The sequence below is a fragment of the Nocardioides sp. Root682 genome, from assembly GCF_001427795.1.
Lineage (GTDB): Bacteria > Actinomycetota > Actinomycetes > Propionibacteriales > Nocardioidaceae > Nocardioides.
In genome coordinates this window covers 1,814,109-1,836,738 of record NZ_LMHJ01000001.1, presented here as the reverse complement: position 1 = coordinate 1,836,738, position 22,630 = coordinate 1,814,109, and the positions used below count along the sequence as shown (strand labels likewise).

Genomic DNA, 22,630 nt, shown 5'->3' with positions numbered 1-22,630 from the left:
GTTTCGTGGGTGGCAGCGGGACCGCGGTGGAGCGTCGGCAGGGTGAGGTCGCCGAGGAGCTGCGCTGGATCCTCGAGGCCATGGTCGACACCACACTGTTCGATCCGTCGGTCCCGACTGCGGAGGCCCGAGCGGCAGCCGACGAGATGTGGCGATCGGCGGCGCCCATGATCCAGGCTGCTGCGCCCGAGGGGGGCGACGTCGTGGACCACCGGATACCGGTGGCGGGCGCGGAGATCCCGGCCAGGTTGTACCGGCCGGCCGCGCAGGTGAGCGACGGATGCCATGTCTACTTCCACGGCGGTGCCTACTGGCTCGGCAGCATCGACCAGGACGACAACCGGTGCCGATGGCTCGCCGCGTCGTCAGGAGTGCCGGTGCTGTCGGTTGGCTACCGGCTCGCTCCCGAGCAGCCGTGCCCCACGCCGGTGGAGGACTGCATCGCCTCCGTGCAATGGGTCCGCGACCACGCCGAGGTCCTCGGCATCAACCCGGACAAGGTGTCCGTGGGCGGCGAGAGTGCGGGTGGCCACGCCGCGGCGATGACCGCCCTGTACTACGCCGATCTCGCCGAGTCGGATGCGGCACCGGGACTGCTGGCGCAGGTGCTCAACATCCCACTCGTGGACTTCACGGACCCGGTGATCTACGCGACGGACCACGACTCCCGGTGCACGCCGTCCGGCAAGGACTCGGTCGTCATGCGGGACCTCTTCTTCGGAGACGGCCCGGACGAGGAGGCTCTTGTTGCCATGTCCCCCGCGCGGCTGCGGGTCGACCACCTGCCTCCGACCTACCTGATCTCGGCGCAGTTCGACCTGTTCCGGGACCAGGACCTCGCTCACGCCGCACGTCTTGCTGCCGCCGGAGTCGAGGTGAGCACCCATCACGCGCCGGATCTCTTCCACGGTGCGGCCGGTCTCACGGCCCTGTCCGACTCATCGCGACGTTGCGAGCTGGTCCACGCCACGTTCGTGCGCCGAGCTCATGCCGACGGTGGCTTCAGGCCGGCTTGACCTCGAGCACGACCTCGAACTCGAGCAGGTCCGCGCCGGTGGCGACGGGCTTCTTGGGCGCCTCGCCCGGCTTGTCGGCGTGGGCGGCCTTGCCCTGACCGTCGCGCCAGGCCGCGAAGGACTCCTCGTCGGCCCACTGGGTCACGACGAAGTAGCGGGCGTCGCCCGCGGTCGGGCGGAGCAGCTGGAAACCGAGGAACCCGGGGGAGCCCTCCACCGCGCCGGCACGTGCAGCGAAGCGCTGCTCGAGCTCCGCGCCGGCACCCTCGGGAACGTGGATGGCGTTGATCTTCACGACAGACATGGGAATTCTCCTTGGTCGGTCAGGCTGCGAGTGGTCGAGCAGGCGCGTCAGACGCGCGCTTCGCCGCCCCAGTTGGCGAGCTTGAGGGCGACGTCGTGGAGCTGGCCGGGAGCGACACCGTCGACCTCGAAGGTGACGTTGACGTGCGGTCCGGGCAGCCGGCCCAGGGTCACCGTGCCTGCGCCGGGCAGGTGCTCGATGATCCGGACCAGGCGGTTCGTGATGCGACCCAGCTGCGAGGCGTGCTCGTCGTCGAGCTGGCCGAGTGCCTCCGCCTCGCGGGACTGGAGGACCAGGCCGAGGCCGGCGGCGGGCGTGTGGACCGCGAGGAGCCAGATCTCGTCATCCCAGACGACCTGGTCGCCGGGAACGGTCGGGCTGTCGGTGCGCGTCGGGGCGGACTCCGTCATGGCGACACTGTGCCACCCGGCTCGTGTTCGTCGAGCATCGACCCCCAAACTGGAGTGGTTTGGTCGAGTATCATTCCCCCATGACCCTGGGCGCCCTCTCCGTTCCGACGTACGACGACCCGCTGGTCGTCGTACCTGCGCCGGCGGCCGGTGCCGGCAACTGGGCCGGAGCGGCCAGCGCCGTGCTGGTCGACGGCACCTACTGGCTGACCTATCGCGTGCGTCGCCCCCTGTCCGAGGGGCGGGGTGTGAGTGTCGTGATCGCGCGGTCCGGGGACGGCGAGCAGTTCACGACCGTGGCCGAGGTCCAGCGTGAAGCGTTCGGGTGCGAATCGTTCGAACGCCCTGTCCTGGTGCCGGTTCCGGGCATCGGATGGCGGCTGTACCTGTCGTGCGCGACCCCCGGGTCCAAGCACTGGTGGATCGACAGCCTCACCGCCGCGACGCCGGAGGAGATCCCCCATGGCGAGCGACGCGTGGTGCTGCCCGGTGACGAGACCGTGGCGGTCAAGGACCCGGTCATCGTGCAGCACGCCGACAGTTGGCAGATGTTCGTCTGTTGCCACCCGCTGACCGACGCGGGCCACGAGGACCGGATGACGACGCGTCTGATGCGCAGCCCTGACGGCCTGGCCTGGACCGATCACGGCGAGGTCCTCGCCGGGCAGGCGGGGGAGTGGGATGCGCGCGGCGCCCGCGTCACCACCGTGCTCCCGTGGCGAGTGGGTTCACCCCCTGCCGTCCTGTACGACGGCCGCCCCGATGCCGAGTCCAACTGGTTCGAGACCACCGGTGTGGCCACGTGGGACGGCGACCGCCTCGTCCCGCTCGACGGACCGCCCCTCTCGTCGCCGCACAGCGACGGTGCGTGGCGCTACGCCAGCGCGGTCGCCCTCCCGGACGGCCGGACCCGCTTCTACGTCGAGGCGGCGCGACCGGACGGCGCGCACGACCTGGTCACGCTGGTGCGCTGAGTCCTGGCTGGCTCTGCTGACGCGCCTGCCGTTCGGCGAAGGACCCGCGGTCGCGGGTCGACAACCAGTCGGAGAAGTCCTCGCCGGTGAGCTCGGCGAGGAGGGCGATGTCGTCGGCGAAGTGCGGCAGCAGGCGCTCGCGCTGCTCGGAGGTCAACGACGGACGGTGTGCGTCGCGGGTCTGGAGTCGCGCGATCAGCGGCACGCTCGCCGCGCGCCACACCTCGGGTGCAGCGAACTGCCCTGCCCACGCACCGGCCCGGACCAGCGGGCCGACCACCTGCGGTCGCCAGCCGGGGGCGACGTAGGGGCGTGAGTTGTCCCGCGGGATCTCGGCCACCTGGCCCTCGCGAAGGCCCAGGAAGCGGCAGGCGCGATCGATCGTCTGCACGGGCTGGTCGACGATGTCGCGGTACCGCACCACCAGGACGCGCGACTGCTCCACCAGCTTGAACAGGTCGCGGAACTGCTCGCCGTACAGGCCGAGCTCGCGGTAGCGCCAGAAAGGCGCGTAGCCGGCAGTGATCCGCTGGTCCTGGCGGGCGAAGGCGGCTTCGAAGTCGGCCTCGGGCTCCAGGCCGTCGGACCAGAGGTGCATCCAGTTGCTGTAGGCGCGGTCGATCGGGTCGCGGACGACGGCGATCAGCTTGATGTCCGGCAGGGACTCGGCGATGCGGCGCTGGGCGCCGCGGTGCCACAGGTAGAACGGCGTGCTCTCGCCGCGCAGGGCGTCGACCGGCGCGGGCCGGAACAGGTCCGAGTAGGCATCGGTCTGCCAGATCCACTCGCGCTGGGAGTGACGGTCCCCGGGACCACTCCAGTGCGGCGGCGGTGCGTTCTCGCAGAGCCAGTACTTCGGCTCCTTCGGCGTCGTGACGAACACGTCAGGATGCGCCGCCAGTGCGAGGTGCAGGGCGCTGGTGCCGGCCTTCGGGGCGCCGACCAACAGGAAGTCAGGCCGGGGCTCCCGATCCATAGTCATGTAGATCAGTCTAGATACATTTGAACGAACGTGCGAGCGCCCGTCCGGGATCGGCGGCGGGCCTCATAGGCTGTCGCCCGTGACGCTCGCCAACATCCCGCCCGCACCCGAGCTCCCCGGAGCCCGCCACCTGCACTCCGGCAAGGTGCGCGACCTCTACGAGATCACCGAGGGACCGCACCTCGGCAAGCTGCTGATGGTCGCGAGCGACCGGATCTCGGCCTTCGACTGGGTGCTCGGCACCACGATCCCCGACAAGGGCGAGATCCTCACCCGGATGTCGCTGTGGTGGTTCGACCAGCTGGCCGAGCTCGTGCCGAACCACATCGTGTCCACCGACGTCCCCGAGTCGGTCCGCGGTCGGGCGGTGATCTGCGAGAAGCTCGCCATGTTCCCGGTCGAGTGCGTCGCCCGCGGCTACCTCACCGGCTCCGGCCTTCGTGAGTACGACGCCAGCGGAGAGGTCTGCGGCATCCCACTGCCCGCGGGCCTGGTCGACGGCAGCCGGCTGGAGGCGCCGATCTTCACCCCGGCCACGAAGGCCGAGCTCGGCGACCACGACGAGAACGTCTCGTTCGAGGCCGTGGTGGCCACTGTCGGCGAGGCGTCGGCGACCACGCTGCGCGACCTGACGTTGCAGGTCTACGGCCGCGCCGAGGAGATCGCGCGCGAGCGCGGCATCCTGCTCGCCGACACGAAGTTCGAGTTCGGGTCCCGCCCGGACGGCACGGTCGTGCTCGCCGACGAGGTGCTCACGCCCGACTCGAGCCGGTTCTGGCCCGCTGACCTGTGGGTGCCGGGCCAGCCGACGCCGTCGTACGACAAGGACGTCATCCGCAAGTGGCTGTCGTCCGCCGGGTCCGGCTGGGACAAGGCGTCCGGGGAGGCGCCGCCCGCGCTGCCCCAGGAGGTCATCGACCTGACCCGGTCGAAGTACCTCGAGGCCTATGAGCGCCTCACCGGTCAGCAGTTCTGATCTGTCCCGGCCGCTGGTCGGGTGCACAATCCGCGTGGGGACGTTGTGGTCCCGGGAACAGTGACCGCGGTCACGGAGGCGAAGTAGGTTTTCGCCATGACGAACCTCGCCGGCTTTCTCGAGAAGAGCGCCCAGGACTTCCCCGACCGCACCGCCATCGTTTTCGGAGACACCCGCCTGTCGTACCCGCAGGTCAACGGCGCCGCCAACCAGGTCGCCAACCTGCTCGTCGAGCGCGGCATCAAGCCGGGTGACAAGGTCGCCCTGAGCTGCCCGAACCTGCCGTACTTCACGATCGTCTACTACGGCATCCTCAAGGCCGGCGCGACGGTCGTCCCGCTCAACGTCCTGCTCAAGGGCCGCGAGGTCGCCTATCACCTGGCCGACTCCGACGCGAAGGCGCTCTTCGCGTTCCAGGGCACGCCGGACCTCCCGATCGGTGCCGAGTGCCACGCCGGCTTCGAGGCGACCGAGGGCTGCGAGAACTTCTTCGTGATCACCGCCGACCCGACCGCGCCGTCCCCGATCGAGGGCACCGAGACGTTCGGACAGGCTGTGGCCGGAAAGGCCCCGACCTTCGACACCGTCGACGTCGATGACGACGACACCGCCGTCATCCTCTACACCTCGGGCACCACCGGCCAGCCCAAGGGCGCCGAGCTGCGCCACCGCAACATGCGCGACAATGCGCTCACGGGTGAGGCGCTCTTCGGTGCGGACTCCGCGAACCCGGACACGTACCTCTGCGTGCTGCCGCTGTTCCACTCCTTCGGCCAGACCTGCATCCAGAACGGCGCGTTCGCCTACGGCGGCACCGTGGTCCTGCTGCCCCGCTTCGAGGCCGCGCCGGCGCTCGCCCTCATGCTGAAGGAGAAGGTGACCTTCTTCGGTGGTGTCCCCACGATGTACTGGGGCCTGCTCGGCGCCCTCGACGACACGGTGGACGTCAAGACCCTCGCGGCGAACCTGCGCGTCGCCGTCGCCGGTGGCGCTGCCCTTCCGGTCGAGGTGCACCACCAGTTCGAGGAACGCTTCGGTGTCACGATCCTCGAGGGCTACGGCCTGTCCGAGACGTCCCCGGTCGCGAGCTTCTCCCGCTTCGGCCAGCCGCCCCGGGTCGGTTCGATCGGTACGCCGATCCCCGGTGTCGAGATGAAGCTGCTCGACGGCGACACCTGGGACGAGGTCAAGGACCCCGAGGGCATCGGGGAGATCGCGATCAAGGGCCACAACATCATGAAGGGCTACTACAAGCGGCCCGACGCGACGGCCGCGTCGATCAGCGAGGACGGCTGGTTCCGCTCCGGCGACCTCGGCCGCAAGGACGCCGACGGCTGGTACTACATCGTCGACCGGTCCAAGGACATGATCATCCGCGGCGGCTTCAACGTGTACCCGCGCGAGATCGAAGAGGTGCTGCTCACCCACCCGGCGGTGTCGCTGGCCGCGGTGATCGGTGTCCCGCACGACAGCCACGGCGAGGAGATCAAGGCCGTCATCATTCTCAAGCCGGGTGCCACCGCCACGCCCGAGGAGATCATCGCCTGGAGCAAGGAGCAGATGGCGGCGTACAAGTACCCGCGCATCGTCGAGTTCGTCGACGCGCTCCCGATGACCGCGACGGGCAAGATCCTCAAGCGCGAGTTGTCGTAGCTCACGCGGACGCGATGCTCGGGCCACGGTCGGCAGTCACTAGACTGCGGCCCGTGGCCCGAGTCGTCGTTTCCGTCATGCCGAAGCCCGAGATCCTCGACCCCCAGGGGAAGGCGGTGCTCGGTGCCCTGCCCCGGCTCGGCTTCACCGGCGCGACGGACGTCCGCCAGGGGAAGCGGTTCGAGATCGACTTCGCCGGCGAGGTGACCGACGCCGTGCTGGCCGAGGTGCGCCAGATGGCCGAGACGATCCTGTCGAACCCCGTCATCGAGAACTACGCCGTGAGCGTCGAGCAGTGAAGGTCGGGGTCGTCACCTTCCCCGGCTCCCTCGACGACGTCGACGCGCAGCGCGCGGTCCGCATCGGCGGCAACGAAGCGGTCGCCCTGTGGCACGGCGACGCCGACCTCAAGGGTGTCGACGCGGTGATCCTGCCCGGCGGTTTCTCCTACGGCGACTACCTCCGCTGCGGCGCCATCTCGCGTTTCGCCCCGGTGATGACCGAGGTCATCGCCAAGGCCCAGCAGGGCATGCCGGTCCTCGGCATCTGCAACGGCTTCCAGATCCTGTGCGAGTCGCACCTGCTCCCCGGTGCGCTGATCCGCAACCACCACCGCAAGTTCGTGTGCCGCGACCAGCTGCTGCGCATCGAGAACAACCGCACGCCGTGGACCTCTGCCTACGACCAGGGCCAGGAGATCCGGATCGTGCTGAAGAACGGCGAGGGCGGCTTCGTCGCCGACGCCGCCACGCTCGCCCGGATCGAGGGCGAGGGCCAGGTCGTGGCCCGCTACCTCGAGATGAACCCGAACGGTTCGCTCAACGACATCGCCGGACTCACCAACGAGCGCGGCAACGTGGTCGGCCTGATGCCGCACCCGGAGCACGCCGTCGAGGAGCTCACCGGCAGCGGCCTGGACGGGCTGGGCTTCTTCACGTCGCTGGTCGAGCGCAGCTTCGCCTGACGCTCAATAGCGTCCGGTCTGCAGCTTCGCCCAGGTGCTCGTGTTGACGATCCCGGCCGAGGTCAGACCGACCTTGCTCCGGTAGGAGCGGACGTCGGCGGCCATGTCGGTGCCGAAGATCCCGTCGATCTTGATGCCCAGGGTCGGCATCGCGGCGTGGATCGCCCGCTGCGCCCGTCGTACGTCGACGCCGCGTGAGCCGATCTTGATGACGTTGCGCGGGCCGTCGGACAGCAGCGTCATCCAGTCACGCAGGGCGAAGGTCGTGCTGACCCGCGAGGCGGTGCGCTTCTGCCAGGCCTGTGCTGCCGCGCGGGTGCGCGGGCCGTAGTTCCCGTTGATCGGGCCGCTGACGTAGACGCCCTTCTCCCGGAGCAGGCACTGCAGGGCCTTGACCAGGTCGGGGTTCGGGACCGAGGCCGCCGTCGGCAAGGTGACCGCGCGGTACCGGTAGAGATCGATCCGGACACCGCCGCAGTGGGACTCCGCGGCCGGGGTGGAGTTGCCGAGATCGAGGAAGTTGCGGTCGATGTTGATCGTCACGCCGCCCCAGGTCTCGTTGTGTCCACCCGTGTACTGCTTCACGCGGGCCCGTTGCCAGCCGGCGTCGCTGAAGTACTGCGAGGCCGAGGTGTTGGCGACGTTGTCGTAGCGAGCGAGCCAGATCCTGCTGGGCAGCGTGACGTCCGTACGGCCCGCGGCGCGGGCGTCGTCGAGGATCCGCATGCCCGAGCCGGCGCTGGAGTAGACGCCCGAGACGTAGCCGTTCTTGCCCATCCTGATCGTCCATCCGGAGAGGAACGCGAGAGCCGACTCCCGGCAGGTCGCGTTGCGGTAGTCCGACCAGCCCTCGATGTCGTACCAGAGCGTGCTGCCCGGGGTGATGCCCAGCGCCTGGGCGGCGGCGACGGCGTTGATCGCCTCGAGGCCGCCCTGCTTGCGGGCGGCGGCGTAGCCGCTGGTGCTGCTGTTGCTGATGGTCGGGTCGATGCTCGGGCCGTACCGGGGGAACCGGCCCACGCACGTGGATTGGGGGCCGAGCGTGATGGGCAGGATCCGCCAGCCCTTCGCGAGCTGGGTGCTCACCCACGCCGGCGTGAGGTTCGGCTGGTTGCGGCAGGCGCGGGAGTTGCCGCTGATGTAGACGCCCACGGCGAGGAAGGGCGAGTGCTCGAGCCAGGCGGTCATCGCGGCCTGGGACGGGGTCAGGCACTGGTCGAAGCCGTAGCCGGTGAAGCTGCCGGGGGTCGCGGGGTTGGTGCCGGCGGCGGTCAGGTCGATCGGCCGCGGGTCGCGGGTCGGGGTGTCGCTGCGGAGCTGTCCGAGCAGTGTCAGCGCGAGCGCGGCCGCCAGGACGCCGGTGGCGATCCGACCGGACCGCTGGCGCAGGCGTGCGTGCGGCGCGGGTCGTCGTACCGAGGTGGAAACGAGCCGGACAGACATGGCGGAACAACTCCAGGGGAAGAAGGAAGAGCCGTGGTGGCCACGTCACGGTAACCCCAACTTTCACACCAGTAACAGCCTTCCGGGGTAACTACAGACCTGTAATTCGCGGCAGGAGCGGGCGGAGCGCAGCGTGAGCAGCCCGGTGACCGATCTCATGGGGGAGCGGGCGGAGGGGCCGGCGACCACGGCCGATAGATTTGCCCCGTGGCCGACTCCGCTCCTGCACCGTCCCGTCCTGCGCTCGACACCGTCGCGGTCGCGACCGGCGACCCGGAGCGCGAGCAGCCCTGGGCCGACCTCGGTCTCAAGACCGACGAGTACGACCGGATCAAGGAGATCCTCGGGCGCCGGCCGACCAGCTCCGAGCTGGCGATGTACTCGGTGATGTGGAGCGAGCACTGCTCCTACAAGTCCTCCAAGGTGCACCTCAAGCAGTTCGGCGAGATCCCCCAGGTGACGCCGATCGGTCCGATGCTCGCCGGGATCGGCGAGAACGCCGGCGTCCTCGACATCGGCCAGGGCTACGCGGTCAGCTTCAAGGTCGAGAGCCACAACCACCCGTCGTACGTCGAGCCCTACCAGGGCGCCGCGACCGGTATCGGCGGCATCGTCCGCGACATCATCGCGATGGGTGCCCGCCCGGTCGCCGTGATGGACCCGCTGCGCTTCGGCCCGCTCGATGCCGACGACACCCACCGGGTGCTGCCCGGGATCGTCGCGGGCGTCGGCGGCTACGGCAACTGCCTGGGGCTGCCCAACATCGGCGGCGAGGCCGTCTTCGACGAGACCTACCTCGGCAACCCCCTCGTCAACGCGCTCTGCGTCGGAGTGCTCCGCCACGAGGACCTGCACCTGGCCAACGCCACGGGCAAGGGCAACCTCGTCATCCTGTACGGCGCCCGCACCGGCGGCGACGGCATCGGCGGCGTCTCGGTCCTCGCCTCCGAGACCTTCGACGCCGACGGCCCGGCCAAGCGCCCCGCCGTCCAGGTCGGCGACCCGTTCATGGAGAAGCTGCTCATCGAGTGCACCCTCGAGCTCTTCGCGGCCCACGTCGTCGCGGGCATCCAGGACCTCGGCGGCGCCGGGCTCTCCTGCGCGACCTCCGAGCTCGCGTCTGCTGGTGACGGCGGCATGCACGTCCACCTCGACAAGGTGCCGCTGCGCGACTCCACGCTCTCGCCCGAGGAGATCCTCATGAGCGAGTCGCAGGAGCGGATGATGGCGGTCGTCGAACCGGCGAACGTCGACGCCTTCCTGGCGATCTGCGCCAAGTGGGACGTCGAGGCCGCGGTCATCGGTGAGGTCACCGACACCGGTCGCCTCGAGATCGACTGGCACGGCCAGCGCGTCGTCGACGTCCCCCCGGGCACCGTCGCCCATGAGGGCCCCGTCTACAACCGGCCCTTCGCCCGCCCCGACTGGCAGGACGCGCTGCAGGCCGACAAGGCCGAGGCGCTCGCGCGCCCGACCACCGGCGAGGAGCTGAAGGCCACGCTGCTCCAGCTCGTCGCGAGCCCCAACCTGTGCGACAAGTCGTGGATCACCGACCAGTACGACCGCTACGTGCAGGGCAACACCGTCCTCGCGCAGCCTTCCGACAGCGGGATGATCCGCGTCGACGAGGAGAGCAACCTCGGTGTCGCTGTCGCCACCGACTGCAACGGTCGCTTCGCCAAGCTCGACCCGTACGCCGGCGCGCAGCTCGCGCTCTCGGAGGCCTACCGCAACGTCGCCACCGGCGGCGCCATGCCGCTGGCCGTCAGCGACTGCCTGAACTTCGGCTCCCCCGAGGACCCCGATGTGATGTGGCAGTTCGCCGAGGCCTGCCGTGGCCTCAAGGACGCCTGCCTCGAGCTCGGCATCCCGGTCACCGGCGGCAACGTCAGCCTCTACAACCAGACCGGCGAGACGGCCATCCTGCCGACTCCTGTCGTCGCCGTGCTCGGCGTCATCGACGACGTACGACGCCGCACGCCGTCGTCCTTCCAGGCGGCCGGCGAGCAGATCGTCCTGCTCGGCACCACCCGTGAGGAGCTGTCCGGCTCCGAGTGGGCCAACGTCGTGCACGGCCACCTCGGTGGCCTGCCGCCGCAGGTCGACCTCGACGCCGAGCGCAACCTCGCCCGGCTCCTGAAGGACCTCGTGGGCGTGGCCACCAGCGCGCACGACCTGTCCGACGGTGGTCTGGCGCAGACGCTGGCCGAGGGCGCCATGGTCAGCGGGATCGGGGCCACCGTGACCCTCGAAGGAGACGCGTTCGTCGCGCTCTTCACCGAGTCGGTCGCCCGTGCCGTGATCACCGTCGAGGACGTCGACATCGAGGAGCTGCGCGCCCTGTGTGCCCGCCACGACGTGCCGATGACCGAGCTCGGCACCACGGGCGGTGACGCCCTCGTCGTCGAGGGACAGTTCGACGTCGCTGTCGCCGACCTGCGGGACGCCTGGACGGCGACCCTGCCGGCGGCCCTGGGCTGACCCCCGACTGACCCCCGGCTGACCCGGGGCGGCCTGAGGTCAGCGCACCGTCGTGGTGGTCGTCAGCGGGAGCTCGAGGGTCTCCCTGGCGTCGGCGCCGCCGTACACGGAGTTGAGCGTCAGCTCGTAGTTCTGCTCGACCGTGAGGCGGGTCGAGGCCTTGTCGGCCAGGTCGAAGACGACATGGTTCACCGTCGTGCAACCACCCTGGCGAACATCCGGGCACACGCGCTCGTCCTGGTCCTCGATGACCGCGCTGGCCTCGACGTCGCCGAGCCTGAACGTCGACTCGACGTCGCTGGCGAAGTACACGGCGCCGGAGCGGAAGTCCTTCGCCACCTGGTCGAAGCGTCGGATCGAGGTACGGATGGTGATCACCAGCCAGGTGTGGCCGGGCTCGGCCCACGCGTCGCCGGCGTACGGCAAGCGTGCGACGCGGCGCACGCTGCAGGTGAAGTCCTTCGCCACCCGCTTGGTGGTGAACTCCACGTCGGCCTGGCAGGGACGCCGCTTGTCCTTGGGCGCCTCGAGGTCGTAGAGCGGCGCCGCGGCGCCGGTGTCGCGTTCGCCCGTGTTGAGGTCGAGGGTCTGCGTGACGCCGTCGAAGTCGACCGCGAGGCTCGGCTCCTTGCCCGAGCCGGAGACCAGCACGTAGAAGGAGGTCGAGCCCTCGCCCATCTCCCGTGGGGCGGGCAGCCGGTACGACGCCCCGTCGGACACCAGGTCGATGGTCGGACCGTCGTCGTTGGTGATGTAGTCGGCGTACTCCCCGAAGGTCGCGGCGTCGTACTGCCAGGTCAGCGGGACGAAGGTGCTGCCGTCGGGCGCGGCGATCTCCTCGAGCTGGCGGTTGTCGCTGGCGGCGAGCTGGGTGGTGGACTTGCCGAGGGTGACCTCGAGCCGGCCGACCGGAAGGGTCACCGAGGACGCGGTGCCGTCGACGAACTGGGCGTCGTCCCGGGCAGGAACGACGTCACCGACCTCGAGGTCGGTCCCGCCGCCACAGGCGGCGAGGCCCGGAGCGAGGACCAGGAGTCCGAAGGCGGTGGCGGCACAGCGGCGGAGAAGCATGGACCCATTCTGCTCAGGTGCTGGCAAGGGCGGGTGTCTGGTCCACCTCTGGGCCCGCGATCCGCGGCCAGTCCGGTGGACGCGGGACCTGCCGCACCGAGCGGGACAGGGTCGGGATCAGGGCCACTGCTGCCACGAACGCGGTCAGAGCGAGGACGGCCGTGCCGCCGTCGAACACGGAGAGCAGGACGCCCGCGAGCGCCGGCGCCACAGGCATGGTCAGCATCGAGGTGAACTGCATGGTCGACTGCACGCGACCGATGAGAGCCGTGGGCGTGATCGCCATCCGGTAGGCCATCACGCCCGCGTTGCCGGCCGGGTTGAGGAACATGCCGACCGAGGCGGCCAGCGCCAGCGCCCACGGATGGTTCCAGAGCGCGAGCGGGAGCGACAACGGCACGAAGCTCCACGCGACCACGATCGTCAGCGGCCCGGTCGCGTAGCGGTCGATCAGTCGGGGCGCGGCCAGCGCGCCCAGGATGCCGAAGCCCCCGATGGCCGTCTCGACGAGGCCGATCTGCCAGGCCGGGAATCCGGCCTCGATCAGCCGGAGCAGGGCGAGGAAGAAGAGTGCGTTGATCGAGAGGTTCGCTGCAGGCGACCAGACGAGCAGCACACGCAGGAACGGCCGGTCCCACAGGAAGCGCAGTCCCTCGCCGAGGTCGCGGACCGGGTGGGCGTCGCTGGCGGCGGGTGCGGGGGAGAGGTCGGCGCGGACGCGGCCCAGCAGCAGCCACCCGGCGGCGTAGGTGACGGCGTCTGCGGCGAACGGTGCCCATCGCGCCAGGGAGAACAGCGCCCCGCCGACCGGGCCGCCGAGCAGGCCGGCGACGTGCTGGCGGGCCTGCTGCTGGCTCAGGGCGGTCGGCAGCTCCTCCTGGGACACGATGCTCCGGATCGCGGAGTACTCCGCGGGGCTGAAGAGTCCGGTGACGACGCCGGTGGCCAGGGCGACGGCGAGCAGGTGGGGCAGCGTCAGCGCACCGCTCACGCCGGCGACCACGAGCGAGCCGTAGAGCAGGACGCCGGCGCCGAGCGAGAAGCGCATCAACCGCAAGCGGTGCCTCCGGTCCGCGAGCACCCCGGCCGGGAGCAGCATCGCCACCATTCCGAGCAGGAAGATCCCCTCGGCCGCTGCCGCCCACAGTGCCGACCCCGAGATCGCGTACGCCGCGAGCGGCATGGCGAAGGCGGTGATCCGGGTGCCGAGCTCGGACACCGTGGCGCCGACCCACAGCGCGGTGAAGTCGCGGTTCCGCGAGAGCGATCGGAAGGAGGCCATCCCCGCACCATAAGATGCGCAAGAACCATTGCGCAACATATATTGCGCAAAGAGTGGTGCGCATGTCGCTAGGCTGTGCCCATGGTGATGTACGACGACCCGCGGATCCTGCGCGCGATCGCCCACCCGACGCGCAACCGGGTGCTGCACGAGCTCTCCGCCGCCGGTTCCCTGCGGGCCGCGGACGTCGCCCGCCGCATCGACGTACCGGCCAACCAGGCGAGCTTCCACCTGCGTCAGCTCGCCAAGTACGGTCTGGTGGAGGAGGACCCCGAAGCCGGGCGCGACAAGCGCGACCGCGTGTGGCGCCTCGTGGACCCCGACGGGATCCGGTTCCGCACGTCCGACATGCTCGCCCGCCCGGGCGGTCGGGCGGCGTACACCGTCTTCCAGCGCAACGCGATCGAATGGGGCCGGCACCTGGTCGAACGGGCCCTGGACCAGACGGAGACGCCGGTGCGCAAGAGCGTGTCCGAGTGGTCCCTCCTGTTGTCCGCCGACGAGTCCGAACAGCTGCTCGAGGAGCTCAGCGAGGTGATCGAGCGCTACCGCGACGCCGGCCGCACGGGCGGACCCGACGCGGACCGGGAGACCTATTCGGTCTTCCAGCTGATCCAGCCGTACCCGGAGCTCCCCGTGCCGGACGAGGCCTGATGGCGTCCCGGCTGAAGCCCGCCGACCCCGCCGAGGTGGCTGCCGCGCAGGCGCGCATCGCGGCGGGGACGCCTGACCGCGCCGACCTCCGGCTCCTCACCAAGCACTATCTCGCGGTGCTCGAGGAGCGCGCGCCCGGCCGGTCCGTCGAGGTCCGGGTGCCGCCGTACGCCGCCGTCCAGGTCATCGAAGGCGTCCGGCACACGCGCGGCACGCCGCCCGCCGTCATCGAGACCGACGCCGTGACCTGGCTCGCCCTGGCGACCGGCGAGGTCGGTTGGACCGAGGCCGTGGACAGCGGACGGGTCAGGGCGAGCGGCGAGCGGACCGACCTGGCGCCGTACCTCCCGCTGGGGTGATTTCGGCGACACGCAGCCACGTCATAAGTTGGGGCCCATGACCGCACCTGTCTCCACCCATGACCTGCGTACGCGTCTCACCGAGCTCCTCCCGGGCGTCCGATCCGACCTCGAGGCCCTCGTCCGCATCCAGTCCGTGAGCGCCGACCCCGACCGCCTCGACCAGGTGGAGGTCAGCGCCCAGGCGACGGCCGACCTGTTCGCCGCCGAAGGCGTCGACGTCGAGATCGTTCGTGCGTACGACGGCGCCCCGCCTGCCGTGATCGGCCACCGTGCCGGACCCGAAGGCGCGCCCACCGTGCTGCTGTACGCGCACCACGACGTGCAGCCCGAGAACGACCACGCCGAGTGGGACAGCCCGCCGTGGGAGCCGACCGAGCGGGACGGCCGTCTCTACGGCCGCGGTGCCGCCGACGACAAGGCCGGGATCATCACCCACATCGCTGCACTGCGCGCGTTCGGCGACGAGCTGCCCGTCACGGTGAAGGTGTTCATCGAGGGCGAGGAGGAGGTCGGCTCCGACACCCTGCCGGCGCTGCTCAAGGCCTACCAGGACCGCCTCGCTGCCGACGTCATCGTGATCGCCGACTCCGGCAACTGGGACATCGGTGTCCCCGCCCTCACCACCTCGCTGCGCGGGCTCGTGCGCGTCGACGTCGAGGTCCGCACCCTGACCCACGCCGTCCACTCGGGCATGTGGGGCGGCCTGGTGCCCGACGCCCTGATCACCCTGTCCCGCCTGATCGCCACGCTCCACGACGACCGCGGCAACGTGGCCGTCGAGGGCCTGTTCAGCGGATCCGCGGCCGACGTCGACTACCCGGAGGAGCGCCTGCGGGCCGAGTCCGGTGCGGCGGCCGGCATCGAGTGGATCGGCGAGGGCTCGGCGGTCGAGCGGCTCTGGACCAAGCCTGCGCTCAGCATCACCGGTCTCGATGCCCCCAAGGTCGACGGCGCCTCGAACACGCTCGTCCCCGCGGCGCGCGCGAAGATCTCGCTCCGGATCGCCCCCGGCGACACCACCGAGAACGCCCTCGCCTGCCTGCAGCGCCACCTCGAGGCCAACGTCTCCTGGGGTGCCACGCTGACCACCACGGTCGTCGACACCGGTGAGGCCACGCAGATCGACGCCACCGGCCCGGCGTACGACGCCGCGCGTGAAGCGTTCGCCGAGGCCTGGGACGGCACCAAGCCCGTCGACATGGGCGTGGGCGGCTCGATCCCGTTCATCGCCGAGTTCCTCGAGACCTTCCCGCAGGCCTCCGTGCTCGTCACCGGAGTCGAGGACCCCGACACCCGGGCCCACGGCCCCAACGAGGGCCTGCACCTGGCCGAGTTCGAGAAGGTCCTGCTCGCCGAAGCCCTCCTGCTCCGCAACCTCGGCACCTCCTGATCGCCGAAATGAAGATCAGCGCGCTCGGCCGGTAGGCTCAGCACCGTGTGCGGAGTCTTTGGTGTGTGGGCCCCGGGTGAAGACGTCGCCAAACTGACCTACTTCGGTCTCTATGCCCTGCAGCACCGAGGGCAGGAGTCCGCAGGGATCTCGGTCAGCAACGGTCGGCAGATCCTCGTCTACAAGGACATGGGACTGGTCTCCCAGGTCTTCGACGAGAACACCCTCGCGTCCTTCGGCGGTCACCTCGCCGTCGGCCACTGCCGGTACTCCACCACCGGTGCCAGCACCTGGCAGAACGCGCAGCCGACCTTCCGTCCGACCGCTGACGGGTCCATCGCGCTCGGCCACAACGGCAACCTGATCAACACCGCGGAGCTGGCCGAGATGGTCGCCGCGTTGCCGAGCGACGAGGGCGAGCTGGACATCCACGCGCGCAACCTCGAGGCCGCGACCAACGACACCAGCCTGGTCACCGCGCTGCTCGCGCACCACCCCGACCAGTCGCTCGAGGCCCGGGCCATGGAGCTGCTGCCGCAGGTCAACGGCGCGTTCTCGTTCGTCTTCATGAACGAGAACACCCTGTACGCCGCCCGCGACCCGGAGGGCATCCGGCCGCTCGTCCTCGGCCGGCTCGACCGTGGCTGGGTCGTCGCGAGCGAGGACTCGGCACTGGCCACCGTCGGCGCGAGCGTGATCCGCGAGATCGAACCCGGTGAGCTGATCGTCATCGACGAGGACGGCCTGCGCTCCCACAAGTTCGCCGAGCCGCGCCGCAAGGGCTGCGTCTTCGAGTACGTCTACCTCGCCCGCCCGGACGCGACCATCGCCGGCACCAGCGTCCACGAGGCCCGGGTCGAGATGGGCCGCCAGCTGGCCCGCGAGTTCCCGGTCGACGCCGACCTGGTCATCCCGGTGCCCGAGTCCGGCACCCCGGCTGCGTCCGGCTACGCGCTGGAGAGCGGAATCCCCTTCGGTCAGGGCTTCGTCAAGAACGCCTACGTCGGGCGCACGTTCATCCAGCCCAGCCAGACCCTGCGCCAGCTCGGCATCCGGCTCAAGCTCAATGCGCTCGAGCACATGATCCGCGGCAAGCGGATCGTCGTGGTCGACGACTCGATCGTGCGCGGCAACACCCAGCGCGCCCAGGTCCGGATGCTCCGCGAGGCGGGCGCCCTGGAGGTCCACGTGCGGATCTCCAGCCCGCCGGTGAAGTGGCCGTGCTTCTACGGCATCGACTTCGCCACCCGCGCCGAGCTGATCGCCAACGGCCTGGACGCCGCCGAGATCGCCGCCAGCGTCGGCGCCGACAGCCTCGGCTACATCTCGCTCGACGGGATGATCAACGCCACCGGCCAGCAGGAGAGCACCCTGTGCACCGCCTGCTTCACGGGGACGTACCCGATCGAGCTGCCCGACGAGAGCCTGCTCGGCAAGCACCTGCTCGAAGCAACGCTCCAGCCGAGCACCCACGGCGAAGCCCTCCCGGTCTTCAACAACCCCTGACCCCCGCCCCGCTGGTCGAGCCTGTCGAGACCCTTTCGCTGACGGAGAAACCATGAGCAACGACAACGCCTACGCCCGCGCCGGCGTCGACATCGACGCCGCGGACCGCGCCGTCGACCTCATGAAGGAGTGGATCGAGAAGGCCCGCCGCCCCGAGATGCTCGGTGGCCTCGGCGGTTTTGCCGGCCTCTTCGACGCGTCGGCCCTGCTGTCCTACAAGCGCCCGTTGCTCGCCACCTCCACGGACGGTGTCGGCACGAAGGTCGCGGTCGCGCAGATGATGGACAAGCACGACACGATCGGGTTCGACCTGGTCGGGATGGTGGTCGACGACCTCGTCGTCTGCGGCGCCGAGCCGCTCTTCATGACCGACTACATCGCGACGGGCAAGGTGGTCCCCGAACGGATCGCCGCCATCGTGAAGGGCATCGCTGAGGCGTGCGTCGAGGCGGGCTGCGCGCTCGTCGGCGGCGAGACCGCTGAGCACCCCGGGCTGCTCGCCCCTGACGAGTACGACGTCGCGGGTGCCACGACCGGTGTCGTCGAGGCGGACGCCCTGCTCGGAGCCAACCTGGTCCGCTCCGGAGACGTCGTCATCGCGATGGAGGCCAGCGGCCTGCACTCCAACGGCTACTCCCTGGCCCGCCACGTCTTCTTCACCCAGGCCGGCTGGACGGTCGACCGCCAGGTCGACGAGTTCGGCCACACGCTCGGCGAGGAGCTCCTCGTGCCGACCCGGCTGTACACGAAGCCGTCGCTGGCGATTGCCCGCGAGACCGAGACCCACGCGATGGCGCACGTCACCGGTGGTGGCCTGGCCAACAACCTCGCGCGGGTCATGCCGCCCGAGCTCAAGGCCACCCTGGACCGCGGCACCTGGACGCCCGGCCCGGTCTTCGACGTCGTCCGCAAGCTCGGCAACGTCTCGCAGCCCGACCTCGAGGCCACGCTCAACTGCGGCGTCGGCATGGTCGCCCTGACGGCGCCCGACTCCGTGGATGCTGCCATCGCTCGCCTTGCCGACTTCGGCATCAACGCCTGGGTCGCCGGCGAGGTCACCGCCGACCCGGAGCTCAAGGGCACCGTCGAGCTGGTGGGCCAGCACCCCGGTTGGTGACTGCCTCGGTGGCCCAGTTGGGGACCCGGTAGGTGACATGGGCCTCAAACCCGGCGGATCGCTGGGACCGGAGTACGGGAACACCCACGGGCCATGTAATGTTGTGCCCACGAGACTCAGATTCAGCAGTCCGGGGCCCTGAGGGCTACCGGCCAAGTGTGCGAGGGGGCTGGACCCTATGGGCCGCGGCCGAGCGAAAGCCAAGCAGACCAAGGTCGCACGCGACCTGAAGTACCAGACGCACGAGACCGATCTGTCGGCCCTTGCGCGCGAGCTCCATGGTGAGCCCGCTCCGCGAGAGGTCGTCGAGAAGGTCGACGAGCGCGACGAGTGGTCGGACTATTCCGACCGTCGCGATTGAGCTGAGCAGTTCGCGTGCGTCTCACCGCGCACGCATCACCACGACATCCCCGTGGGTGCCGTAACCGGCGAGCCGCCCGCCTGCGGGCGTGCCGTCGAACGTCACCAGTGACCACTCGTCATCGGGCCGGGACTCGTCCGGCGCGATGACGGTCGGCCACGGGATGTTCGTGGGGTACGGCGCCTCGAGGGCACCGACCTCGCGGAGCTCCAGGTCGAAGACCGGGAACCGGCCGCGGGTCGCTCTCGAGCTGTCCCTGCCGTCACTGGCGAGCACTCGCCAGTCGTCACCGATGCGCACGATGGTGGTGCCCTCGGTCGCCCGGCGGTCGGTCGCTGCGCCACGCAGCGTGAGCTCGTCGAGTGACGGCCCGGATGCCAGCACGGGGTGGAAGTCGAAGAACTTCCTCGCGCTGACGTAGCCCACCAGCCACTGACCGGTCGCCGTGCGCACCAGGTGGGGGTCCCACACGCCCACGCTCGGCCCGTCGGTCGGCAGCGCCAGGAACCGCGTGGCCAGGACGTGCTGTCCCCGGAGCAGGTCGTCGGTCGACTCGGCCAGGGAGATCTGGACGGTCGCGTCGCGGCGCTGCGCCTTGGCGCCGGGGAAGTCGGCCCACGTGCTCGTCGCCACCAGCCACCGCTCGCCGTCGCGCACCAGGTGGGTGGCATGGTCGCCGAAGCTGCCGGTGCGGTCCGGGCGCTCGAAGAACAGGTCGGAACAGTGCGTCAGGCGCGTCCCGTCCAGCCGCCACAGCGAGGTGTGCCCGGTGTCGAAGAAGCCAGGTCCGGCGCTGGTGGCGGTGAACAGCACCGCTCCCTCGTCGCGGTACGGCGACCCGTCGGCGTGTGACACGAGCCGGATGTCGCGCAGGCCGAGCTGCCCGAATGCTCCCGCCGACCAGCCCGTGACAGCGCCGACGGGGCCGGTCGAGCCGGTCGAGACCCACGAGCTGGTGAGCCCGCCGAGCCAGGCAGGGTCCCGGGTGTCGAGGAGCCCCGCGACGTCGACCCGCCCGCGGACCAGCCAGGCGTCGTTCTCGAACGTCAGCGCGGCGAGGTGTGTACCGGTGAGGGTCAGCGCGAACCGCGTCGGCGCCGCCCGGACCCGGCCGTGGCGACGGCTGCGGTGCCGACTCCCGGAGCCACCGACGGCCACCGACAGCGACACGGAACCCTCGACGAGGCTCACGCTGAGCGTGGAGCCGTCGGCGGCGGTCAGGGCCAGGGTCGTCGTACCGGCGCCGGAGGCCAGGGCCACCTCGATCGCGGCGTACGGCGCCAGGAAGGGTGTTGCCGCGGTTCCCGAGCGGGTTCCGGTGGTGGGATCGCACTCCTCCTGGACGAACGGAGAGCCCACGATCGCCACCGGTCGGTGCCGGGCGATGACCTCGAAGCGGGGGAGCACCCGCTGACTCTAGGGCTCCCCAGAAGCGTCCGGGACGGCCATGATCAGCCCATGGCCTCCACGGGATCTTCTGGCGCTGCCTGGCAGCCCTCCGTCGCTCCGCCGGTGCGCAAGCGGCGCTGGGGCCGGATCGTGACCGGGTCGCTGGGGCTGCTCCTGGTCGCACTGCCCCTGCTCGTCGGCGGTCTCGTGGTCGCGATCGCCTCGTCGGCCTGGAATGCCTCGGACCCCGAAGCCGAGGGGCGGGTGCCCGGCAGGATGACGCTCGACGCGGAGGACGGTCGCAAGTACGTCGTTGCTCTCGGCAACGGACGCCTCAACGAACAGGGACGGCGGCGAGGGTTCAACGAGACCATCGCCAGCGACATCCGGTGCACCATCACGCACTCCGACGGCACGACGGACAGGATGCGCGGAGACCGGCAGGGCACGTCGGTCTCGCGGCACAACTACGCGACGGTCGGCACCTTCAGGGGCCAGGGTGGCGAGACGGTGGTGGACTGCACGTCAACGAGCAAGGACGTCTTCGGGGACGAGCGCGACCTGCCGATGATCGTGCACGACATCAACGGCACCTGGCGCCTGGTGTGGATCGGGTTGCTGGTTGCCGGCACCGTGACGGGCCTGCTGGCCGGTGGCCTGCTCGCGTGGGGAGTCCGGGGTAGCCCGGTGCCCGTCCCGCAGTGAGGCTGCGCCCGTCAGCACGCGCGGTGCGATGCCGGTGCAGAAGGCCACGACGACGGTGATGACGCCGGCCAGCACGAAGCCGGCGAGCACGTCGGTGGGGTAGTGACGGCCGAGCAGGACCCGGTCGGCGCCGACCACGAGTAGGGCCACAGCGCCGGCCATGAGGGCCAGGCGGGCCCGCTGACGGCGCTGGACGACGGTCCCGGCTTCGAGGACGCTGAGCACCACCACCACGCCCACGAGGGCCGCTGCAGCGGCGCTGTGGCCCGACGGGAAGGACCCGCCGTTGTGGACGTGCTCGCCGAGCTGCCACGGCGGTCGCTCGCGCCCGAACACCTGCTTCAGCTCGGTCGTCGCGTACGACGTCAGCCAGACCGTCGTGGCGACGAACACCGACGCGCGCACCTGCCCGCGGACCACGCACGCGGCCGCCAGCAGGAAGCCGACGACCAGCACGTTGCGGGGCGCCGTCGTGCTCTCGACGAACAGCAGCAGCGGAACCAGTCCGTGTTCGATGGACCAGGCGGGAAGCGTCGGCAGCAGCGGCATGCGAGCAGGATGCGGGGAGCAACCTGACTCCCACCTGAATGCGAACACCCCCGCCGGAGACCGACGGGGGTGTTCGTCTGCGCTGTGGCCAGGGGCGGGGTCGAACCGCCGACCTATCGAGTTTCAGTCGATCGCTCGTACCAACTGAGCTACCTGGCCAGGCAGTCGCAAACCTTACCGGAGGGGGTGCCGTCGTACGAAAGTGAGGGCGACAGTGGCCGTGGGTGGGCCCGCACGCGATGGCAGTTGGGTGCTTCGCGCGTGGTCGCACTATGCTGTCCCGGCCGTGCCTGACTCCGGTCTGGCGTGGCAGGGCCCCCATCGTCTAGCGGCCTAGGACGTCGCCCTTTCACGGCGGTAGCACGGGTTCGAATCCCGTTGGGGGTACGGCCTGAGTTCGAAGTGGTTGCCGATTGGATTCCACGGAGAACCTTGGGTTAGAGTTCCACCGCTTCACCAGTACCAAGTAAGGCCCTGTAGCGCAGTTGGTTAGCGCGCCGCCCTGTCACGGCGGAGGTCGCGAGTTCGAGTCTCGTCAGGGTCGCAAAGTCTCAGGTGGCCTGTGTCTGCGGAAATCGCAGACCGGGTCGCCTTTGGTGTTTTTGGCGGCCTCCGGCCTCGAGGGGCGGGACCCCAACCCCACGCCTGCGCGAACACCTGGCGTGCAGAATGAACCCTGTGCCGGTCGAGATGAGCCCCGAGGAGTTCGACGCCCTCGTCGACGCAGCTCTTGACGGGATCCCCGAAGAGCTGGCCCGCCTGGTGCACAACGTGGTCGTGCTGGTCGAGGAGGAGCCGCCGGAAGGTGAGCCCGACGACCTGCTGGGCCTGTACGACGGCGTGGCGCTGACCGAGCGCGACAGCGCCATGGGTGGTCACCTGCCCGACCGGATCTTCCTGTTCCGCGGTCCGCTGCTCGACATGTGCGACGACGCCGCGGACCTGGCCGAGGAGATCCGGATCACCGTCGTCCACGAGGTCGCCCACCACTTCGGCATCGACGACGCCCGTCTGCACGACCTCGGCTACGCCTGAGCCAGG

22 protein-coding genes and 3 tRNA genes are annotated in these 22,630 nt (G+C 70.3%); 16 read left to right on the top strand and 9 right to left on the bottom strand.

Features of this window, described 5'->3' with window-relative positions; genetic code table 11:
* Positions 1 to 5 precede the first annotated feature (5 nt).
* Positions 6 to 1,016, top strand: coding sequence for an alpha/beta hydrolase (locus ASD84_RS08745; protein ID WP_056709168.1), 1,011 nt, complete (start codon positions 6 to 8; stop codon positions 1,014 to 1,016).
* Here the strand turns inward: ASD84_RS08745 and ASD84_RS08740 are convergent.
* On the bottom strand, positions 1,003 to 1,320 hold the full coding sequence (locus ASD84_RS08740) for an antibiotic biosynthesis monooxygenase family protein (RefSeq protein ID WP_056709167.1): 318 nt from the start codon (positions 1,318 to 1,320) through the stop codon (positions 1,003 to 1,005). The two genes, ASD84_RS08745 and ASD84_RS08740, sit on opposite strands and share 14 nt — an antisense overlap.
* 47 nt (positions 1,321 to 1,367) lie before the next feature.
* Positions 1,368 to 1,730, bottom strand: coding sequence for a hypothetical protein (locus tag ASD84_RS08735; RefSeq protein ID WP_056709165.1), 363 nt, complete (start codon positions 1,728 to 1,730; stop codon positions 1,368 to 1,370).
* A gap of 80 nt (positions 1,731 to 1,810) precedes the next feature.
* Here ASD84_RS08735 and ASD84_RS08730 point away from each other — a divergent pair, with 80 nt between their 5' ends.
* Positions 1,811 to 2,704 carry a hypothetical protein gene (locus tag ASD84_RS08730; protein WP_056709163.1) on the top strand — a complete coding sequence of 298 codons (894 nt, stop codon included), beginning with the start codon at positions 1,811 to 1,813 and terminating at the stop codon, positions 2,702 to 2,704.
* Here the strand turns inward: ASD84_RS08730 and ASD84_RS08725 are convergent.
* The gene (locus ASD84_RS08725; protein WP_056709160.1) at positions 2,688 to 3,686 is read right to left on the bottom strand and encodes a sulfotransferase family protein; all 999 of its coding nucleotides are present in this window, start codon (positions 3,684 to 3,686) and stop codon (positions 2,688 to 2,690) included. The two genes, ASD84_RS08730 and ASD84_RS08725, sit on opposite strands and share 17 nt — an antisense overlap.
* 79 nt (positions 3,687 to 3,765) lie before the next feature.
* Here ASD84_RS08725 and ASD84_RS08720 point away from each other — a divergent pair, with 79 nt between their 5' ends.
* The 4 genes from ASD84_RS08720 to purQ all read left to right on the top strand — a co-directional run bounded on the left by ASD84_RS08720 (position 3,766) and on the right by purQ (position 7,279).
* Positions 3,766 to 4,662, top strand: coding sequence for a phosphoribosylaminoimidazolesuccinocarboxamide synthase (locus ASD84_RS08720; RefSeq protein WP_056709159.1), 897 nt, complete (start codon positions 3,766 to 3,768; stop codon positions 4,660 to 4,662).
* 96 nt (positions 4,663 to 4,758) lie between these two features.
* Complete coding sequence (locus ASD84_RS08715; RefSeq protein ID WP_056709157.1) at positions 4,759 to 6,315, top strand: long-chain-fatty-acid--CoA ligase; 1,557 nt, start codon at positions 4,759 to 4,761, stop codon at positions 6,313 to 6,315.
* A 53-nt stretch (positions 6,316 to 6,368) separates the two neighbouring features.
* Positions 6,369 to 6,614 carry a phosphoribosylformylglycinamidine synthase subunit PurS gene (purS, locus tag ASD84_RS08710; RefSeq protein ID WP_056709153.1) on the top strand — a complete coding sequence of 82 codons (246 nt, stop codon included), beginning with the start codon at positions 6,369 to 6,371 and terminating at the stop codon, positions 6,612 to 6,614.
* Entirely contained in the window at positions 6,611 to 7,279 is a 669-nt protein-coding gene (purQ, locus tag ASD84_RS08705; RefSeq protein ID WP_056709151.1) for a phosphoribosylformylglycinamidine synthase subunit PurQ, read from the top strand. The genes purS and purQ overlap by 4 nt, the downstream gene beginning before the upstream one ends.
* Before the next feature lie 3 nt (positions 7,280 to 7,282).
* Here the strand turns inward: purQ and ASD84_RS08700 are convergent, their stop codons facing one another.
* Entirely contained in the window at positions 7,283 to 8,722 is a 1,440-nt protein-coding gene (locus ASD84_RS08700) for a glycoside hydrolase domain-containing protein (RefSeq protein WP_056709148.1), read from the bottom strand.
* Positions 8,723 to 8,929: 207 nt separating this feature from the next.
* On the opposite strand from ASD84_RS08700, the gene purL reads away from it, so the two are divergent.
* Positions 8,930 to 11,203 (top strand): phosphoribosylformylglycinamidine synthase subunit PurL, encoded by a 2,274-nt coding sequence (gene purL / locus ASD84_RS08695; RefSeq protein WP_056709144.1) that lies wholly within the window; start codon positions 8,930 to 8,932, stop codon positions 11,201 to 11,203.
* Positions 11,204 to 11,242: 39 nt separating this feature from the next.
* Here purL and ASD84_RS08690 read toward each other — a convergent pair whose 3' ends face one another.
* Positions 11,243 to 12,274, bottom strand: coding sequence for a hypothetical protein (locus tag ASD84_RS08690; RefSeq protein WP_056709141.1), 1,032 nt, complete (start codon positions 12,272 to 12,274; stop codon positions 11,243 to 11,245).
* 13 nt (positions 12,275 to 12,287) lie between these two features.
* Positions 12,288 to 13,556 (bottom strand): MFS transporter, encoded by a 1,269-nt coding sequence (locus ASD84_RS08685; protein ID WP_056709138.1) that lies wholly within the window; start codon positions 13,554 to 13,556, stop codon positions 12,288 to 12,290.
* Positions 13,557 to 13,637: 81 nt separating this feature from the next.
* Between ASD84_RS08685 and ASD84_RS08680 the strand changes: the two genes are divergently transcribed.
* From ASD84_RS08680 to ASD84_RS08655, 6 genes are all read left to right on the top strand, one after another.
* Complete coding sequence (locus ASD84_RS08680; RefSeq protein WP_056709135.1) at positions 13,638 to 14,210, top strand: winged helix-turn-helix domain-containing protein; 573 nt, start codon at positions 13,638 to 13,640, stop codon at positions 14,208 to 14,210.
* Entirely contained in the window at positions 14,210 to 14,569 is a 360-nt protein-coding gene (locus tag ASD84_RS08675; protein ID WP_056709133.1) for a sterol carrier family protein, read from the top strand. Before ASD84_RS08680 ends, ASD84_RS08675 begins: the two co-directional genes overlap by 1 nt.
* 37 nt (positions 14,570 to 14,606) lie before the next feature.
* A complete protein-coding gene (locus ASD84_RS08670) occupies positions 14,607 to 15,962 on the top strand; it encodes a dipeptidase (protein ID WP_056709130.1) in 1,356 nt (451 codons plus the stop codon).
* A gap of 45 nt (positions 15,963 to 16,007) precedes the next feature.
* Entirely contained in the window at positions 16,008 to 17,468 is a 1,461-nt protein-coding gene (gene purF / locus ASD84_RS08665; RefSeq protein ID WP_056709128.1) for an amidophosphoribosyltransferase, read from the top strand.
* Between the two features lie 52 nt (positions 17,469 to 17,520).
* Positions 17,521 to 18,585 (top strand): phosphoribosylformylglycinamidine cyclo-ligase, encoded by a 1,065-nt coding sequence (gene purM / locus ASD84_RS08660; RefSeq protein ID WP_056709124.1) that lies wholly within the window; start codon positions 17,521 to 17,523, stop codon positions 18,583 to 18,585.
* Between the two features lie 178 nt (positions 18,586 to 18,763).
* Positions 18,764 to 18,946, top strand: coding sequence for a DUF3073 domain-containing protein (locus ASD84_RS08655; RefSeq protein ID WP_056709121.1), 183 nt, complete (start codon positions 18,764 to 18,766; stop codon positions 18,944 to 18,946).
* 21 nt (positions 18,947 to 18,967) lie between these two features.
* Here the strand turns inward: ASD84_RS08655 and ASD84_RS08650 are convergent, their stop codons facing one another.
* From ASD84_RS08650 to ASD84_RS08635, 3 genes are all read right to left on the bottom strand, one after another.
* Positions 18,968 to 20,353: a hypothetical protein gene (locus ASD84_RS08650; RefSeq protein ID WP_056709118.1), complete on the bottom strand. Its 1,386-nt coding sequence runs from the start codon at positions 20,351 to 20,353 to the stop codon at positions 18,968 to 18,970.
* Positions 20,354 to 20,860: 507 nt separating this feature from the next.
* Positions 20,861 to 21,589 carry a phosphatase PAP2 family protein gene (locus ASD84_RS08640; protein ID WP_056709114.1) on the bottom strand — a complete coding sequence of 243 codons (729 nt, stop codon included), beginning with the start codon at positions 21,587 to 21,589 and terminating at the stop codon, positions 20,861 to 20,863.
* 85 nt (positions 21,590 to 21,674) lie between these two features.
* Positions 21,675 to 21,748 (bottom strand) — tRNA-Phe (locus tag ASD84_RS08635).
* A 155-nt stretch (positions 21,749 to 21,903) separates the two neighbouring features.
* Between ASD84_RS08635 and ASD84_RS08630 the strand changes: the two genes are divergently transcribed.
* The 3 genes from ASD84_RS08630 (at position 21,904) to ASD84_RS08620 (ending at position 22,624) form a co-directional block, all read left to right on the top strand.
* A tRNA-Glu gene (locus ASD84_RS08630) sits at positions 21,904 to 21,976 on the top strand.
* Positions 21,977 to 22,059: 83 nt separating this feature from the next.
* Positions 22,060 to 22,133 (top strand) — tRNA-Asp (locus ASD84_RS08625).
* A gap of 125 nt (positions 22,134 to 22,258) precedes the next feature.
* Positions 22,259 to 22,624: a metallopeptidase family protein gene (locus tag ASD84_RS08620; RefSeq protein ID WP_082573230.1), complete on the top strand. Its 366-nt coding sequence runs from the start codon at positions 22,259 to 22,261 to the stop codon at positions 22,622 to 22,624.
* Positions 22,625 to 22,630: the final 6 nt, after the last annotated feature.

What these genes read in the sequence shown, in the direction of transcription:
- ASD84_RS08740 (WP_056709167.1), bottom strand. Translation starts at nt 1,320, where the DNA reads ATGTCTGTCGTGAAGATCAACGCCATCCACGTTCCCGAGGGTGCCGGC.
- ASD84_RS08735 (WP_056709165.1), bottom strand. Translation starts at nt 1,730, where the DNA reads ATGACGGAGTCCGCCCCGACGCGCACCGACAGCCCGACCGTTCCCGGC.
- ASD84_RS08730 (WP_056709163.1), top strand. Translation starts at nt 1,811, where the DNA reads ATGACCCTGGGCGCCCTCTCCGTTCCGACGTACGACGACCCGCTGGTC.
- ASD84_RS08725 (WP_056709160.1), bottom strand. Translation starts at nt 3,686, where the DNA reads ATGACTATGGATCGGGAGCCCCGGCCTGACTTCCTGTTGGTCGGCGCC.
- ASD84_RS08715 (WP_056709157.1), top strand. Translation starts at nt 4,759, where the DNA reads ATGACGAACCTCGCCGGCTTTCTCGAGAAGAGCGCCCAGGACTTCCCC.
- ASD84_RS08700 (WP_056709148.1), bottom strand. Translation starts at nt 8,722, where the DNA reads ATGTCTGTCCGGCTCGTTTCCACCTCGGTACGACGACCCGCGCCGCAC.
- ASD84_RS08690 (WP_056709141.1), bottom strand. Translation starts at nt 12,274, where the DNA reads ATGCTTCTCCGCCGCTGTGCCGCCACCGCCTTCGGACTCCTGGTCCTC.
- ASD84_RS08685 (WP_056709138.1), bottom strand. Translation starts at nt 13,556, where the DNA reads ATGGCCTCCTTCCGATCGCTCTCGCGGAACCGCGACTTCACCGCGCTG.
- ASD84_RS08680 (WP_056709135.1), top strand. Translation starts at nt 13,638, where the DNA reads ATGGTGATGTACGACGACCCGCGGATCCTGCGCGCGATCGCCCACCCG.
- ASD84_RS08675 (WP_056709133.1), top strand. Translation starts at nt 14,210, where the DNA reads ATGGCGTCCCGGCTGAAGCCCGCCGACCCCGCCGAGGTGGCTGCCGCG.
- ASD84_RS08670 (WP_056709130.1), top strand. Translation starts at nt 14,607, where the DNA reads ATGACCGCACCTGTCTCCACCCATGACCTGCGTACGCGTCTCACCGAG.
- purM (WP_056709124.1), top strand. Translation starts at nt 17,521, where the DNA reads ATGAGCAACGACAACGCCTACGCCCGCGCCGGCGTCGACATCGACGCC.
- ASD84_RS08655 (WP_056709121.1), top strand. Translation starts at nt 18,764, where the DNA reads ATGGGCCGCGGCCGAGCGAAAGCCAAGCAGACCAAGGTCGCACGCGAC.
- ASD84_RS08640 (WP_056709114.1), bottom strand. Translation starts at nt 21,589, where the DNA reads ATGCCGCTGCTGCCGACGCTTCCCGCCTGGTCCATCGAACACGGACTG.
- ASD84_RS08620 (WP_082573230.1), top strand. Translation starts at nt 22,259, where the DNA reads ATGAACCCTGTGCCGGTCGAGATGAGCCCCGAGGAGTTCGACGCCCTC.